The 15,161-nt window shown below is 65.4% G+C and carries 13 protein-coding genes; 4 read left to right on the plus strand and 9 right to left on the minus strand.

What is annotated here, in order from left to right; genetic code table 11:
- Positions 1-337: 337 nt before the first annotated feature.
- Positions 338-1,246 carry a hypothetical protein gene (locus tag MJ956_RS14945; protein ID WP_253965238.1) on the minus strand — a complete coding sequence of 303 codons (909 nt, stop codon included), beginning with the start codon at positions 1,244-1,246 and terminating at the stop codon, positions 338-340.
- A 73-nt stretch (positions 1,247-1,319) separates the two neighbouring features.
- On the minus strand, positions 1,320-1,544 hold the full coding sequence (locus MJ956_RS14950) for a hypothetical protein (protein WP_253965239.1): 225 nt from the start codon (positions 1,542-1,544) through the stop codon (positions 1,320-1,322).
- Between the two features lie 3 nt (positions 1,545-1,547).
- Between MJ956_RS14950 and rpsU the strand changes: the two genes are divergently transcribed.
- Together rpsU and MJ956_RS14960 are read left to right on the plus strand one after the other, a co-directional pair.
- Positions 1,548-1,772 (plus strand): 30S ribosomal protein S21, encoded by a 225-nt coding sequence (gene rpsU, locus MJ956_RS14955; RefSeq protein WP_253965240.1) that lies wholly within the window; start codon positions 1,548-1,550, stop codon positions 1,770-1,772.
- 324 nt (positions 1,773-2,096) lie between these two features.
- The gene (locus MJ956_RS14960; RefSeq protein WP_253965279.1) at positions 2,097-2,885 is read left to right on the plus strand and encodes a tetratricopeptide repeat protein; all 789 of its coding nucleotides are present in this window, start codon (positions 2,097-2,099) and stop codon (positions 2,883-2,885) included.
- Between the two features lie 80 nt (positions 2,886-2,965).
- Here the strand turns inward: MJ956_RS14960 and MJ956_RS14965 are convergent, their stop codons facing one another.
- On the minus strand, positions 2,966-4,798 hold the full coding sequence (locus MJ956_RS14965; RefSeq protein ID WP_253965241.1) for a hypothetical protein: 1,833 nt from the start codon (positions 4,796-4,798) through the stop codon (positions 2,966-2,968).
- Positions 4,799-4,982: 184 nt separating this feature from the next.
- Between MJ956_RS14965 and MJ956_RS14970 the strand changes: the two genes are divergently transcribed.
- Entirely contained in the window at positions 4,983-5,519 is a 537-nt protein-coding gene (locus tag MJ956_RS14970) for a DUF992 domain-containing protein (RefSeq protein WP_253965242.1), read from the plus strand.
- A gap of 116 nt (positions 5,520-5,635) precedes the next feature.
- Here MJ956_RS14970 and MJ956_RS14975 read toward each other — a convergent pair whose 3' ends face one another.
- The 5 genes from MJ956_RS14975 to MJ956_RS14995 form a co-directional block, all read right to left on the minus strand.
- The gene (locus MJ956_RS14975; RefSeq protein WP_253965243.1) at positions 5,636-7,036 is read right to left on the minus strand and encodes an NAD(P)(+) transhydrogenase (Re/Si-specific) subunit beta; all 1,401 of its coding nucleotides are present in this window, start codon (positions 7,034-7,036) and stop codon (positions 5,636-5,638) included.
- A gap of 14 nt (positions 7,037-7,050) precedes the next feature.
- Positions 7,051-7,467: a proton-translocating transhydrogenase family protein gene (locus MJ956_RS14980; RefSeq protein ID WP_253965244.1), complete on the minus strand. Its 417-nt coding sequence runs from the start codon at positions 7,465-7,467 to the stop codon at positions 7,051-7,053.
- Entirely contained in the window at positions 7,467-8,630 is a 1,164-nt protein-coding gene (locus MJ956_RS14985; protein ID WP_253965280.1) for a Re/Si-specific NAD(P)(+) transhydrogenase subunit alpha, read from the minus strand. Before MJ956_RS14985 ends, MJ956_RS14980 begins: the two co-directional genes overlap by 1 nt.
- A 209-nt stretch (positions 8,631-8,839) precedes the next feature.
- Entirely contained in the window at positions 8,840-9,064 is a 225-nt protein-coding gene (locus tag MJ956_RS14990; protein WP_253965245.1) for an aa3-type cytochrome c oxidase subunit IV, read from the minus strand.
- A gap of 234 nt (positions 9,065-9,298) precedes the next feature.
- Positions 9,299-9,823, minus strand: coding sequence for a regulatory protein RecX (locus tag MJ956_RS14995; protein ID WP_253965246.1), 525 nt, complete (start codon positions 9,821-9,823; stop codon positions 9,299-9,301).
- 693 nt (positions 9,824-10,516) lie between these two features.
- On the opposite strand from MJ956_RS14995, the gene MJ956_RS15000 reads away from it, so the two are divergent.
- Entirely contained in the window at positions 10,517-11,362 is an 846-nt protein-coding gene (locus MJ956_RS15000) for an isocitrate lyase/PEP mutase family protein (RefSeq protein WP_253965247.1), read from the plus strand.
- A gap of 44 nt (positions 11,363-11,406) precedes the next feature.
- Here MJ956_RS15000 and MJ956_RS15005 read toward each other — a convergent pair whose 3' ends face one another.
- Positions 11,407-14,868: an indolepyruvate ferredoxin oxidoreductase family protein gene (locus MJ956_RS15005; protein ID WP_253965248.1), complete on the minus strand. Its 3,462-nt coding sequence runs from the start codon at positions 14,866-14,868 to the stop codon at positions 11,407-11,409.
- Positions 14,869-15,161 lie beyond the last annotated feature (293 nt).

Raw genomic sequence — 15,161 nt, forward strand, 5'->3', positions numbered from 1 at the left:
CCTCGTATTGGCGGCGCGGCTCGGGCGACGCCCACTGTTCACCCCAGCCGGAATGACCGCGCATCGCCTCGCGCGCAATGGCAAAGGCCGAAAATTTCCGCATCTTTCGCCTCGCGTCCTAAAACCTGGCGTCGTTCGACGACGGCTCGCTCTGGTGTAGCGCCCCGCCGCCGCCTCCGGCAACCTGCCCCGACCCTGGACCTTCAGCGGTTATCGCGTCGCCATCGATGTTTATCGAGGATGGGGCGTCACCATGCTCGAATCGCGACAGCCGGTGACGCACAGGCGACGCGGGCGACACGCCGCGCCCGCCTCACCCATTCAGGTGGCCTCCAGATCAGACCCGGCTAGAGACGTGCGATCCTTTCGGGCGCCCGAGGAGACCTCCGAGTGCGCCAACGATAAGACCGAGCGCCAGGGCGACGAAGGCCGCGAACGAGGCGGCGGCCACCGCGCGGGCAGCGGCGTCAGCGGCAACGCGAGCCTCCCGCTTGGCGCTGTCGTAGGTCTGCTGGAGCTGCTGCAGTCGCTGTTCCGCTTCCGCCTGCGGGACCCCCGCCTGTTGCGCGATGGCCCGGCTCGCGGCCTGGCGCTGATCGGCCGTCGCTTGCTCGCCAAGGCCCGCGAGAACGGTTGCGACCATTGTCGCGTCATCCGACGCAACCGGCGCAGGCTCGGCTGCGGCCGGCGCCCCCTCGCCCTCTCCGGCTGGCTCGATCGTGGCCGGCGACACAGCGCCGGCACGCGGACGCAACGCCGCCTCCGCCGCGCGATTCAACGATCTGTCGGACATCGTATCAGGTGACATCGCGGACGACGCCTGCGCCAAACCCTGGATCGAGCCGCCGATCGCACCGAATGCGGCACCGAGTACCGCCGAGGCGCCGCTGGTTAGCAAAAAGACGACCAGAAGCGTCGACGTCGCCCAAGTGACGATGCCATGGAGGATCGCATCGGTTCTGGACGGGCTGCCGGCTAGCCGGCCGGCGGCATAGGCACCGACGAAGAGGCCGATCAGCACGACGGCGACGGTCCACAGGCCGCTGACGGATGCGAATGTGTTGGGGTCGAAGCTCTCCGCTCCGGTCGGATCGATGGTTGCGAGGCCGATGCCGAGCCCCAGCAAGCCCAGCATCAACTGGATGGCGAGGGCCAACAACGCACCGGCGATGATCGCGCCCCAGGATATCCGCCTGCGGCCGTCCGTCGCGACGACCGCCGCGCGCTCCCGTCTGATCTCGTTCATGTGCTCAGTTGCCTCCTGCCACTGTCTCGCGCGACCGCACCCGGCTGCCGGGCTTTCGCTATGCGACACCCTATCATCGAATGCGCGTGAAACCGCCCCGGGGCGGCATGGTTCCCTGCTCACCCGCCCGCATCGACTGTTCCGGCCGCGACAAGCGCTTGATCTTGAGACCGATCTTCCGCCCCTCGACAAAGGCCTGCCGACCTGCTAAGGGGCTGCCGAATTTCGAGGAATTTCTCTTCGTCAACGCTTCATCTCTGTACAGGCCAACGTCGGCCGCACGCCAGAAACGGAACATCCAGTGCAGGTATCTGTCCGCGACAACAACGTCGACCAGGCTCTCCGCGCCCTCAAGAAGAAGATGCAGCGCGAGGGGATCTTTCGTGAAATGAAGATGCGCAATTTCTTCGAGAAGCCCTCGGAGAAGCGCGCCCGTGAGAAGGCGGAAGCGGTTCGTCGCGCCCGCAAGCTGGCGCGCAAGCAGGCCCAGCGCGAAGGGCTGATCAGCGGCGGTCGCAGTCACTAGCAGCGGACCATAACAGGGCGCGCTCAGCCGCCTTTCTTCCGGCAATTTCAGGTCGTATCGGAGGCGGTCGTGGCGCGAGCCCGCCGCCTCTTTGCTTATGGGCCCGCGAGAGTCCATAAGATCGACCCCGGCCATGCGGTCCGGGCCGGCCACCGGGTTGGCGGGCCGCCTGATTCGTCTCTCGAGGGAAATTCATCGATGCAGCAGCCTCTGAGCCTCGTCGCCCGCGCGTTCAACCGCGGTCCCGTCCCGAGCCCCGCGACCTCGGCACCGGCGAGGCGAGGCGCGCAAACGACGTGGCGCGCCGTGGCGGTGCTGGGCCTGATGACGGTTCTCACCGCGTGCCAATCGACGCCGGACGCACCCGCTGTCACGGCGATCGCCCTCGATCAAAACCAGGGGCTCGACCAAAACATCGCCTCGCTGACCCAGGCGGTCAGCGCCAATCCCAGCGACCCGGAAGCCCTCAATGTGCGCGGTACCGCCTATGGCCGCGCCGGCAAATACGACGCGGCTATCCAGGACTTCACCACGGCACTGCAGCTCGATCCGAATTTCTATCAGGCCTACGCCAACCGCGCGCTGGTCTACCGCCAGACCAACCAGCCAGCGAAGGCGGTTCAGGATTACAGTACGGCCCTTCAGATCAATCCGAACTACGATTCGGCCTATATCGGACGCGGCAATGTCTACCGCGTCGCCGGCCGCAATCGCGAGGCGCTCATCGATTTCCAGCGGGCCATCGACCTCAACACCACCGACCCGCGCGCCTATCATAACCGCGGCCTGCTCTATCAAATCGACGGCCAGCACAAGCAGGCGATCGAGGATTTTTCGACGGCGATTTCGTTGCAGGCCACGGCGCCGGAACCCTATTCGGGACGCGGCGTCTCCTACCTTGCGCTCGGCGACGAGGAAAATGCCTTCGCCGATTTCAACGCGGCACTGAAGCTCGACGAGTCCAAGGCGGAGTATTGGGTCAATCAGGCGCTGGTCTATGAGCGCAAAGGCGATCGCGGACGGGCTTTCAAATCCTATGCGCGCGCCGCGCAGCTCGATCCGAAATACCGCCCGGCCAAGGACGGCATGGCGCGGACCAGCGGCTCCGCCTGAGGGCGGATCCGCGCTGCATCGTGTGAAAATCGCGCGGCCTGTTTCTGTCTCAATCGACCGTTGCCTACCCAAGCCTGGCTCTACACGTCCGCGTCGTGCGGCTGCGCAGACCGCGCAACAGGCTGCTCAGCAACCAACGGTTCGTCCAGAGCCATCGCTTCTCGCAGGACCTCGACATGTTGCCTCGGGTGCGGACCGCTGGCGCGATAGGCCGGGTGGATATCGCCGCAAACCAGTATCCCTTCCGCCTTGCAGTCCCAATAGAGCGTGTGCGTGAAAAACCGCCCCAAGCCCGGGATGATCGGGCTGCGCCGGCGAATTCGTATATGGCGATCGCGGATGCCGAGCCCCATGCCGGGATCCTTCGCCGCGTCCGGCTCGCGAAGATCGGTGCTCGCCGGTTCGCTCTGGACCGGCCCCGACACGATATCGCCGAGCAGCACTTTGGAGTGGCGGTCGTAGATATTCGTCCAGCGCGTTGCCGCGAACATGGCGGCGTGATGGGGAAGACCCGGCGGCTGCTCCTTGATCGCATGCAGCAGATGCAGGCGGTGATCGTCCGGGCGGTAGCGGAAATCGTTTCCCTCGACGGGCAGTGGCGGCGACGTCGCGATCTGCCGTTCCTCAACGAGTTGCGCAAGGCGATCGACGTCGCGGGCGAGCAGAAACTCGGCGTGGGTCAGCGGGCTGCCCAGGGTGACCAGATCGCTGATCCGCCAGAACAATGGTCTCTCGCCGGGATCCAGCGGCGCGCCGGATGCGGGCTTCGCACGGTCGGCGGTCAGGGCACGCGAAACCGCCCGTTGCAAATTTCGATAGGTCGAGAGTTCGCGCTCATCGCGCAGATCCGGTTCTGTCTCAAGGAATGCGACGAGCGCGCCGATCGTCTCGTGGACCCCCGGTCCCATCGGGTGGTCCCGACTCGGCCCGGCTTCCAGCCAGAACAGCCGCAGGAGATCGTAGGCGATGATGGCTCCAAGGCTGTGACCGACGACGACGATGCGTTCGTAGCGTTCCGCGTTTGCGCCATCATCGTCCGTATCGTCCGCTCCCTCGCCATCCTTCGGCGTTGCCGGCGGGGCCTCGCGGTGCAGCGCTCTCAGCAGCGCCAGCCCGCGCTCGCGGATGTCTCTGCGCTTTTCCACCGTCTCCGGTTCTGTCCGCACATAACGGGCGACGTCGCCAAGATAAGGAACGACGAGTTGGTGGATGACAATACCGATCACCGTCGACAACAGGAGCAGACCGACGCTCAGGGTCAGAATGGATGCCCAGGGAAGCAGAAAGGCGATGCCGACGAACACGAGAACCGCCGCCGCACCGGCGAAGCAGTAGGACGACGCGTTCGCCCTTGGTTCCTCTGTCAGCCGTTCCCACAGAAAATAAAACAACGCGCCGGCCGCAAGTAGTGCGACGGCGATGCCAACGATGGCCGGCCAAAACGGCGAGACCACCTCTGGAGCCGCCTCGGCCGGGCTCGAGTCGATCAACCCGAACAGCCCGCCGGCCGCCAAAGCGACGGCGACCAGCGTGCCGATCCACAACCATATCCACGCCGCCATCACATCGCGCGGCACGTGATGCGGCCAGCGCAGCAGCAGACCGGAGATCCAGGCCCGTAGGTGCTGCAGCGTCGTGCCCTGCATGATGTCGGCCCAGTAGAATTCGTAGAAGTCGGTGCGAACGCCGTTTGCATCGGCGGGCGTGGTGATGCGTGCAAGTTCGGCGGAGCCGGTGCGTGAATCCGGCACGATCCAGAAGGCGGATTTTCCGTCTGCTTGCGTCGCTTCGGAGCCCAGCACCGCCTCGACGAAGGACCGCAACGTCTCCATCGGTCGCTGCTCGCCCATGCCGTGGATTACCACCACGGCCTGGCGGCATTCGGTCTGAGTTGGTTTTTCCGGCTCCGTCATCGGTCGACCTCAACGAATCCAGTTCCTCTTACCGTAGGTAATCACGATCGGCACCGACCCGGCAATCGACAAGGCTGCATCGCGCGGCGGACTGCCTCGAAAAGAACACAGGTCAAACACGGAACCTCACGTCTTCCCACGACTTCCTTCCGCCGAAGTGGACAACCCACGAAAGGACCGTCCCATGAAGACCATCTTATCCTCGCTGGCGCTTGCCGCCGCCGTCGCCGCGACCCCGCTGCTCGCCTCGAGCGCATCGGCCGAAACCAAGATCGGCGTCCTTGGCTGCAACAGCGACGGCTCGACCGGTTTCATCGTCGGCTCGACCGACAACCTCGTTTGCGAAGTCACGCCGGCTGAGGGCGGCGCACCAGAACTCTATGCGGCGACGCTCGACAAGTTCGGCCTCGACGTCGGCGTCACCGGCCGCACCGTGATGACCTGGGCGGTCGTCTCGGCGGACGGCACCCCGTACACGCCGAACAGCCTGGCTGGCACTTATGTCGGTGCGACGGCTGATGCGTCCGTCGTTGTAGGGGGCGGTGCCAGCGTCCTCGTCGGGGGCAATAACGACAGCTTTTCGCTGCAGCCGGTGAGCGTGCAGGCCCAGGAAGGCATCAACGCGGCCATCGGCGTGGCGAAGTTCACGCTGGAGCCGGCCGTTGCCGTGGCCACGCCGCCGGCCGCCGTTGTCGTCCCCGTCGAGCCGCAGTCGAAATAACACCAGTCGCCGCGGCAAAGGTCGCGGCCGAAACGAAAAAGGCCTGCCATACTTGGCAGGCCTTTTTCGTGAGTGAGAAACAGCAGGGGCGACGCCCCGGCGGATCGACATCGTGTTCAGTCGGCAAGCGCCTTGACGATGTCCTCGACCATCTTCTTGGCGTCGGAGAACAACATCATCGTGTTGTCCTTGTAGAACAACGTATTGTCGATGCCGGCATAGCCCGAGGCCAGCGAACGCTTGATGAACAGGCAGGTCTTCGCCTGGTCGACATTGAGGATCGGCATGCCGTAGATCGGCGAGGCCTTGTCGTCGCGGGCCGACGGGTTGGTCACGTCGTTGGCGCCAATAACGAAGGCGACGTCGGTCTGGGCGAACTCCGAATTGATGTCCTCGAGCTCGAACACGTCGTCATAGGGCACGTTGGCCTCGGCCAGGAGCACGTTCATGTGCCCCGGCATGCGGCCCGCCACCGGATGGATGGCGTATTTCACCTCGACGCCCTCGTCCTTGAGCTTGTCGACCATCTCGCGCAGCGCGTGCTGAGCCTGCGCCACGGCCATGCCGTAGCCCGGCACGATGATGACCCGGCCGGCGTTCTTCATCAGATACGCCGCGTCCTCGGCCGAGCCCTGCTTGACCGTGCGGTCGCCGAGATCGTCGGCGCCCGCCGGCCCGCTCTCACCGCCGAAGCCACCGAGGATGACCGAGATGAAGGAGCGATTCATCCCCTTGCACATGATGTAGGAGAGAATCGCGCCGGACGATCCGACCAACGCGCCGGTGATGATCAAAGCCAGATTCTGCAGCGTGAAGCCGATGCCGGCGGCCGCCCAACCCGAATAGGAGTTCAGCATCGAGACGACGACGGGCATGTCGGCGCCGCCGATCGGAACGATCAGCAATACGCCGAGCACCAGCGCGACGATGACGATGAGCCAGAACAGAACGTGGCTCTGGGTGATCGCGAAGGCCACGACCAGCGCGATCAGCGCGACGCCGAGGGCGATGTTGATGAGATGGCGTTGCGGCAGCATGATCGGTTTGCCGCTCATGCGTCCGTCGAGCTTCAGGAAGGCGATGACCGAGCCGGTGAAGGTGACGGCGCCGATAGCGACGCCGATCGACATTTCCACCAGCGCCTGGGCGTGGATGTCGCCGACCGTGCCGATACCGATCGCCTCCGGCGCGTAGAGCGCCGCAGCGGCGACCATGACGGCGGCCATGCCGACGAGGCTGTGGAAGGCGGCCACCAGTTGCGGCATCGCCGTCATCGCGATCCGCTTGGCGGTCACCGCCCCGACACCGCCGCCGATGGCGATGCCGAGGACGATCAGCACCAGCCCACCGAAGGACGGGCCGGCCAACAGCAGCGTGGTGAGGATGGCGATCCCCATGCCCACCATGCCGTAGAGATTACCCTGGCGACTGGTGGTCGGGTGCGACAGGCCCCTCAGCGCCAAAATGAACAGGACGCCGGAGACGAGATAAAGGAAGGCGGCAAAATTCTCGGACATGATCTGCTACCGCCTCACTTCTCTTTTTTCTTGTACATTGCCAGCATGCGCTGGGTGACGAGGAAGCCGCCGAAGATGTTCACCGAAGCCAATACCAGCCCGATGAAGCCGAACGTCGTCGCCGTACCGGACGCCGAGATGCCCACGGCCAGAAGCGCACCGACGATGATCACCGAGGAGATGGCGTTGGTCACCGACATCAGCGGCGTATGCAGCGCCGGGGTTACCGACCAGACGACGTAATAGCCGACGAAGATCGCCAGCACGAAGATCGCCAGATGAAAGACGAAAGGGTCGATTCCGGTTGCCGCGCCCACCGCTTCGGTGATGCCCGAACTCATCAGTCCCTCGACGCCGGAGCGTGCCTCGCGAATAGCCGCACCGGCCGCGTCCAGCTGCTGCAGCGTGTTGCCAATGGTCTCGTTTTCCATCACGCCTCTCCCTTGGCCGTCTCGGCCGCGCCGTTATCGCCGGAGCCGACAGCCGGCTCCTTGGCGAAGTTCGGATGCACCACCTTGCCGTCGCGTGTCAGCAGCGTCGCCTGCACCAGCGGATCCTCGAAATCGATCTTCAGCGCCTTGGTTTCCTTGTCGATCATCGTCTCGAGGAAACTCGAAAGGTTCTTGGCGTAGAGCAGCGACGCACTGGCCGCGATCCGGCCCGGAACGTTGAGGTGGCCGACGATCTTCGCCGGCCCCATCTGCACGACCTTGCCGGCCTCGGCGCCCTCGACATTGCCACCGCGCTCGACGGCGAGGTCGACCACAATCGAGCCCGGCTTCATCGATTCGACCATCGCCTTGGAGACCAGCCGAGGCGCTGGCCGGCCAGGAATCAAAGCGGTGGTGATGACGATGTCCTGTTTGGCGATGTGCGATGCGACGAGTTCGGCCTGCTTGGCCTGATATTCTTTCGACATCTCCTTGGCGTAGCCGCCGGCCGTCTCAGCCGCCTTGAACTCCTCGTCCTCGACCGCGATGAACTTGCCGCCGAGGGACTCGACCTGTTCCTTCGCCGCCGGCCGCACATCCGTCGCCGTCACCGCGGCGCCGAGACGCTTTGCCGTGGCGATCGCCTGCAGACCGGCGACGCCGGCGCCCATGACGAAGACGCGCGCAGCGGGAACGGTCCCGGCCGCAGTCATCATCATCGGAAAGGCCCGGTCGAACTCGTAGGCCGCATCGACCACGGCCTGGTAGCCGGCGAGATTGGCCTGAGACGACAAAACGTCCATCGACTGCGCGCGGGTGATGCGCGGCATGAACTCCATGGCGAAGGCGAGGATGCCGGCCTCGGCCATCGCCTTGACCTCCTCGTCACGGCCATAGGGGTCCATCGTCGCGATTACCGCCGCGCCTGACTTATAGGTCTTCAGCTCCTCGGGCGAGGGCCGGCGCACCTTGAGAACGATGTCGGCATCGGAGGCGTCCTTCGACGTGCCGATCGCGGCGCCCGCCGCTTTGAACGCATCGTCGGTAACACGCGAGCGCTCCCCGGCCCCCGCTTCCACGGTGACGTTGGCGCCCAGACCCGTCAGCTTCTTCACGGTATCGGGCGACGCCGCGACCCGGGATTCCCCGTCGTCGCGTTCCATTGGCACGAACAATTTCAACTTGGAACGCCTCCCCCTCAAACTTTTAGCGCCCTGCGTCCATCCGGATGCGCAAAGGGCGTTTCATATCGAATCACTGGATGATTCTGTCCGGCGATCTTATCCGAAAATCGGTAGCGACCATCGGGTTCATCTGATGGCCACGCTTGGCGCGGCCATAAAATTCCTGCCGTCTCCCGTCGGCAGGCCGCCTACCTGGCGATGAAATAGGCGATCGCCAGGAGCACGACAAAGCTCAGGATACCGCCGAGAAACCCGCCGCCCATCATCAAGCCCACGGTCATGCCGACGAGAATGGCGACCGTGCCGATCGTGCCCCATTTGAACATGGCGAGAAACAGAGCGTAGGTCCGCTCATGCTCGGGATAGTCCATATCGGCCGGATTGGTGGTGTCGTAATTCGGCAGTTCGGCCACGTGGCAGCTCCCTTGTCGTCCTGTTTCTTCGGCACATACACGATATCGCGCGGAACTGGCAATGCCACACGGACGCCTCATTCCAGCGATGCGACCATGTGAAAGCGGCTGCAATCCCGTTGGCCGCCAACCGAATTCCGGTCACCCGCCACTTTGCGCGCTGTGCTTGACCGCATTCACGACCAGGACATGCTAGGCGCGCATCATTCTCCGGCTGGCTCGGTGGCCGGTGCGCTATTGCTCGCGGCCGTCGCCGTCGATCACCGCCGCGGCGTCGGAAAAACCGAATCCTGCCCGCACCATCGCCGCCACGTCACGGTTGCGCCGTTCGGCGCGGTCACGCAGACGGTGTGGGCCAAGCCGCCGCCGCTTCGCGTAGGCGGCAGCCGCCTCGCGTTCGCTGGTTTCATCCCTGGCAAGCAGCCTCTCGACGAGGTCGCGGCCGACGCCCTTTTCCGAAAGCTTCGCAGCCACCATGCGCTTCGACGTCCCGCGCCGGCGCAGGCTCGCCAGGCGCGCCTCCGCGAATGCCTGGTCGTCGACGAGTTTCAGCTCGACGAAGCGGGCAACCGTGGCGTCGATGAGATCGCCATAGGCGGCGGCCTCCTCGCCAAGCGCGTGGCAACGCCGCATCACCTTGCGCTCCAGCACCCGGCGCAGGTTTGCCGTGGTCGAAGCATAGCGTTCGAGATAATGCGCCGCCGCCCGGAACAGCCATTCGGGCGTGACCGGCTTCGGCTTGGGAGGCCGCTTGTCCATGCCGTCCTATACGAAGACCGGCTGTTCTGGCGCAATGGGCATCGGAGACCCGCATCGTTTCGAAATGGAGAAGCGATTTTCGGTTGGAACGGTGCCGCTCTTTAAAGCTGACGGCGCCAAAACTGACGGCGCCGCGCCCGAGCTCCCCGGACCGGAAGCTTGGCGCGGCGCACCGTGATGTCAGACGATGTCTGATTTTCCGCTTTGCTCAGCTTGTTCAGCACGCGTTACCAGCTGCTTGCCGCCCGGATTTTTCCGTCGCATCGAGGCGCCGCAACTGTTCCCGCAGCGGCGCCGGTATGCTCTCGCAAACCGCAAATGTGGGAAGATTCCGCAGATGGCGCGAGACTTCCGCCTGGCGACTTCGATTGACGATCGTTCTTGCCAGTTCAGACATTGAAATACCTTTCCCCTGCCGGATAAGACTGGGTTCCGTTGCTGACTAAGAAACTGCCAAGCACGTCAAAAAGTTCCGAGAAACCGCCATAAAAGTTCGAATGACGCTGCGTCAGATCCGGCGAACGGTCGGTGCAGCGATCTGCCGCTCGCGCGGATGTAAAATTCTGGCGCCACATCGACAGAAAAAGCCGTCTCCGCGTAAGTTTCAGCTTGCGTGATCGCCGACGCTCATGTGGGGTTTCCACCGGCTTCGCTTAAGCCGCGACATCATCAGAAATGGCTATGGGCACCCGCATGACGTCCTTGTCCCGCCGACATCAGACTTTCCAGAATCTCCATCAGGCTGGCTGTTTCGTCATACCCAATCCTTGGGATGCCGGTTCGGCCCGCATGATGGCCGCTGCGGGCGCCAAGGCGCTCGCCACCACGTCGGCCGGTTTCGCCTTCACACTCGGCCGGCCCGATATGGGCCACGTGACGCGTGACGAGGCGCTCGCCCATGCCGAAACGATCGTCGCGGCGACCGGTCTGCCGGTCTCGGGCGATCTGGAAAACGGCTTCGCCGACGAGCCCGACGCTGTCGCCCATACGATCCGATTGGCTGCCGAGGCCGGGCTGTCGGGCGGCTCCATCGAGGATACGCGGATGGCGCCGGGAAACCCCTCCTACCCGTTCGATCTTGCCGTCGAGCGCATCCGCGCCGCGGCCTCGGCCGTCTCCGCGCTGGGCCGTCCCTTCGTTCTGTGCGCCCGTGCGGACGGTGTGATGAACGGCAGTTACGACCTGGACGAGGCGATCCGCCGCCTGAAGGCTTTCGAGGCGGCGGGCGCCGATCTTCTCTACGTTCCGGCGCCGCCGGGGGTCGACGAATTGCGCCGGGTGCTGGGCGCCGTGTCAAAGCCGGTCAACGCGCTCGCCGCCGGGCCGCTGCGCCGCCTGTCCGTCACCGAATTCGCCGCGCTCGGCGTCCGGCGCATTTCGCTGGGCTCGACGCTGGCCCGCGTGACCCATGCGGTGATCCGCGATGGCATGCGCGAAATCCTCGCCGAGGGCCGATTCGCCGGCCTCGAATCCGCAGCTTCGGCAGCCGAGATCGACGCGATGCTCAAGGCGGGCGCCGGCTTGACCGACGCGATCTGATAGGGCGGGTGAATCAGCCCCGTCGTGGAAATGCTCGTCCGCCTCTACTCCGCCGCCTCCGCCACGTACAGCGCGCCGGCAAAGGCCGCCTCGGCCTCCTTGCGCCGCGTCCGGGCCCGCTCGGCGAAGCCGCGGCGGACGATTCCGAACCCCTTCAGCGTCTCCGGCCAACGGGCCAGTTCTACCGCGGCGTCGTAATTACCCGGTTGCAGCCCCGCAAGAATGCGATCGAGGCTCGCCTCGTAAAGCGCCCGTTCGTCCCGTTCGGCCCTGCGCTCGGCTGACCAGCGGAAGGGGTCGAGCGGGGAACCGCGCAACCGTTTCATTGCCGCCAGCAGTTTGAATGCGGTCATCATCCACGGCCCGAAAGCGCGTTTTTTCGGCCGGCCGTTCGGCCCGCCCTCGCCCATGATCGGCGGCGCCAGATGGAACTCCAGCCGGTCGTATCCGGAGAAACGCTCGCCGAGCTGCGCGGCGAAGCTCCCATCGGTGTAAAGCCGCGCCACCTCGTATTCGTCCTTGGCGGCCATCATCCGGTAGAGCTGCCGCGCCGCCGCGTCCGTCAGCTCACTGCGGTTCGGTGCGATCTTGGCTTCCGCAGCCCGGATCGCCGCGATGCGGTTTCGATAGGTCTCCGCATAGGCGTCGTTCTGATAGGCGGCGAGATCCGTCGCGCGCCGCGCGATCGCCTCGTCCAGGGTTTCGGAAAGACGCCTGTGGCCGAGCCCGGACGATGCGGGCTCGGCTTCCGCCGCCGGACTGTTCGCCGGATCGTGGGCGATCGCCCGCCCCCATTCGAAGGCGGCGAGATTGGCCTCCACCGCGACGCCGTTCATCTCCAGCGCACGCCGGATCGCGGCGCGCGATACCGGCAGCGCACCGGTCTGCCAGGCCAGGCCCAGCATGAGCATGTTGGCGAAGATGGCGTCGCCGAACAGCGCGACCGCAATCTTGTCGGCATCCGCCACATGGGTGCGCTCAGCGCCGGCCGCCTCGCTCAAGGCCGTCAGCACCCGCCGCGTCGGAAACGAGAAATCGACATTGTGGGTGAATTCGCCGGACAGCGTCTCGTGGCTGTTGACGATCACTTCGGTCTCGCCCTGGCTGATCGCCGAACGGACCTTGGCGGACGCGGCCGTCACCATGTCGCAGCCGATGATCAGCCGCGCATCGCCCGCCGCGATCCGGATCGACTTGACGTCGTCCGGGGTCGGCGCGATCCGCACATGGCTCATCACTGCGCCGCCCTTTTGCGCCAGCCCGGCCATGTCGATGATGCCGGCGCCCTTGCCGTCGAGATGCGCCGCCATGCCGATGATCGCGCCGATGGTGACGACGCCGGTGCCGCCGACACCGGTGATGATCACCCCCATCGATCGATCGAGTTCGGCGAAAGCGGGCTCCGGCACGTCGGGAGCGGCGGCCTTGCGACGCTCGCCCTTCTTCAACTGGCCGCCATGCACCGTCACGAAGGACGGGCAGAACCCCTCAAGGCAGGAGAAGTCCTTGTTGCAAGCCGACTGATCGATCTGCCGCTTGCGCCCGAACTCGGTCTCGACCGCTGTTACCGCGACGCAATTGGACTGGACGCCACAATCGCCGCAGCCCTCGCAGACCCGCTCGTTGATGACGACCCGCTTGTCCGGATCGGGAAACTTGCCGCGCTTGCGGCGGCGGCGCTTCTCGGCGGCGCAGGTCTGGTCGTAGATCAGCACCGTCAGCCCGTCGGTCGCGGCCAGATCGCGCTGCACCGCATCGAGTTCGGAGCGGTGATGGATCGTCGCGCTCGCCGGTAGCCGCGCATCGCCCCGGTGCTTGTCGGGGTCGTCGGAGACGATGGCAAGCTTCTTCGCGCCCTCGCCGGTCACCTGCGCGGCGATCGCCGCGACGGTCAGCCCGCCCTCGTGCGGCTGCCCGCCGGTCATCGCGACGGCGTCGTTGTAGAGGATCTTGTAGGTAAGGTTGGCGCCGGAGGCCGCCGCCGCCCGCAGCGCCAGCGCGCCGGAATGATTGTAGGTGCCGTCGCCGAGATTTTGAAACACGTGGCCGCGGGTCGAGAAGTGGTGCTCGCCGACCCAGTTGGCGCCCTCGCCGCCCATCTGGGTGAAGCCTTCCGTCGCGCGATCCATCCACAGCGCCATGTAGCTGCAGCCGATGCCGGCATAGGCGCGCGAGCCCTCCGGAACCCGCGTCGAGGTGTTATGCGGACAGCCGGCGCAGAAATACGGCGTGCGAACTGCGATCTCGGACATCGTCCCGGAAGTTGCCGCCAGGGCTTCGAGACTCGCCAACCGCGCGCCGATCTGCTCCTGCGGTGTCCGCGCCATGATCCGGCTGCCGATGGCCACCGCGATGTCGTTGGCGTCGAGCGACGCCTTCGGCGAGAATAGCGTCTTTCCCTGTTCGTCCGCCTTGCCGACGATCGCGGGCGCATTGGCCGCCCCGTAGAGGATTTCCTTGATCTGTGGCTCGACCAGACCGCGTTTTTCCTCGACCACGATCACCTGGTCGAGCCCGTCGGCGAAACGGCGGATAAAATCGGCGTCGAGCGGCCAGGGAACGCCGATCTTGCCGAGCCGGATGCCGAAATTCGCCGCCGCCACCTCGTCGATACCGAGGCTCGACAGCGCCTGCTCGACGTCGAGCCAGGATTTGCCCAGCGACAGGATGCCGATCTTCGCGCTCTGCCCGCCCGAATGGGCGATCCGGTCGAGCCGGTTCGCGGCAAGGAAAGCGCGCGCGGCTGGCAGCTTGAAGTCGTGGAGCAGCGCCTCCTGCTCCAGCGGATGGGCGGCGCGGCGAATGTTGAGCCCGCCCGGCGGCATGTCGAATTCGGGCAAAGTAACGGCGACCCGATCGAAATCGGAGCGCACCGTCGCGGTCGATTCGATGTTGTCCTTGACGCATTTCATCGCCGTCCACAGGCCCGAAAAACGCGACAGGGCGAAGGCGACAAGGCCGTAGTCGAGGATCTCCTGGACGCCGGCCGGGTTGAAGATCGGGATCATCGCGTCGACGAAGGCGAATTCCGACTGATGCGCCGTGGTCGAGGATTCGCAGGTGTGATCGTCGCCCATCAGCGCGAGGACGCCGCCGTTTCTCGAGGTGCCCGCCAGATTGGCGTGACGGAACGCGTCGCCGGAGCGGTCGACGCCCGGTCCCTTGCCGTACCAGATACCGAAGACGCCATCATGACGGCCCTCGCCGCGGATCTCAGCCTGCTGCGTGCCCCACAGCGCCGTCGCCGCCAGATCCTCGTTCAGCCCCGGCTCGAAAACGATCTTGTGGCGCTCAAGCAACGCTTTGGCCCGGGCGAACTGCTGGTCGAGGCCGCCGAGCGGCGAACCGCGATAACCAGTCACGTAAGCCGCCGTATCGAGACCCGCGAGCCGGTCACGCTCCGCCTGCATCAGCGCCAGACGCACGATCGCCTGCGTCCCGGACAGGAAGACGTTCGGAACGGTAAGATCGTACTTGTCGTCCAGCGAAACCGAGCGGTCGATCATGAAGCGAAGGTCCTCCCAAACCGGACGCCCGCCGCGCCCGCGGCCGCCGTCCCCAGCGCTTTGTCTTCCTTACCGTTTTGAGGCGTGACGGGGCCGAGGTCAAAGGTTTTTCCTCGGTTTTCCCATGGTGAGCCGGCGAGCGCGCGCGATATCCCACTCCGCGGCATAACGACCCGTGGCCGCAAGGCGGGAGACGCCGCGCGCCGGGTGGCGTCTCGCGCCCTTGCACAAGAACTGGAAATTACCTAACCACGACAGACTTCCCGACGCGGAAACTCGGCATCAGACTGGCG

It is taken from the genome of Aurantimonas marianensis (assembly GCF_024195285.1).
Classification (GTDB): domain Bacteria; phylum Pseudomonadota; class Alphaproteobacteria; order Rhizobiales; family Rhizobiaceae; genus Aurantimonas; species Aurantimonas marianensis.

Bases quoted from the DNA above. Each gene is read 5' to 3' on its own strand.
- MJ956_RS14995 (WP_253965246.1), bottom strand. From the start codon at position 9,823: ATGGACAAGCGGCCTCCCAAGCCGAAGCCGGTCACGCCCGAATGGCTG.
- MJ956_RS14945 (WP_253965238.1), bottom strand. From the start codon at position 1,246: ATGAACGAGATCAGACGGGAGCGCGCGGCGGTCGTCGCGACGGACGGC.
- MJ956_RS14975 (WP_253965243.1), bottom strand. From the start codon at position 7,036: ATGTCCGAGAATTTTGCCGCCTTCCTTTATCTCGTCTCCGGCGTCCTG.
- MJ956_RS14960 (WP_253965279.1), top strand. From the start codon at position 2,097: ATGACGGTTCTCACCGCGTGCCAATCGACGCCGGACGCACCCGCTGTC.
- MJ956_RS14965 (WP_253965241.1), bottom strand. From the start codon at position 4,798: ATGACGGAGCCGGAAAAACCAACTCAGACCGAATGCCGCCAGGCCGTG.
- MJ956_RS15005 (WP_253965248.1), bottom strand. From the start codon at position 14,868: ATGATCGACCGCTCGGTTTCGCTGGACGACAAGTACGATCTTACCGTT.
- MJ956_RS15000 (WP_253965247.1), top strand. From the start codon at position 10,517: ATGACGTCCTTGTCCCGCCGACATCAGACTTTCCAGAATCTCCATCAG.
- MJ956_RS14970 (WP_253965242.1), top strand. From the start codon at position 4,983: ATGAAGACCATCTTATCCTCGCTGGCGCTTGCCGCCGCCGTCGCCGCG.
- MJ956_RS14985 (WP_253965280.1), bottom strand. From the start codon at position 8,630: ATGGAACGCGACGACGGGGAATCCCGGGTCGCGGCGTCGCCCGATACC.
- MJ956_RS14950 (WP_253965239.1), bottom strand. From the start codon at position 1,544: ATGTTCCGTTTCTGGCGTGCGGCCGACGTTGGCCTGTACAGAGATGAA.
- MJ956_RS14980 (WP_253965244.1), bottom strand. From the start codon at position 7,467: ATGGAAAACGAGACCATTGGCAACACGCTGCAGCAGCTGGACGCGGCC.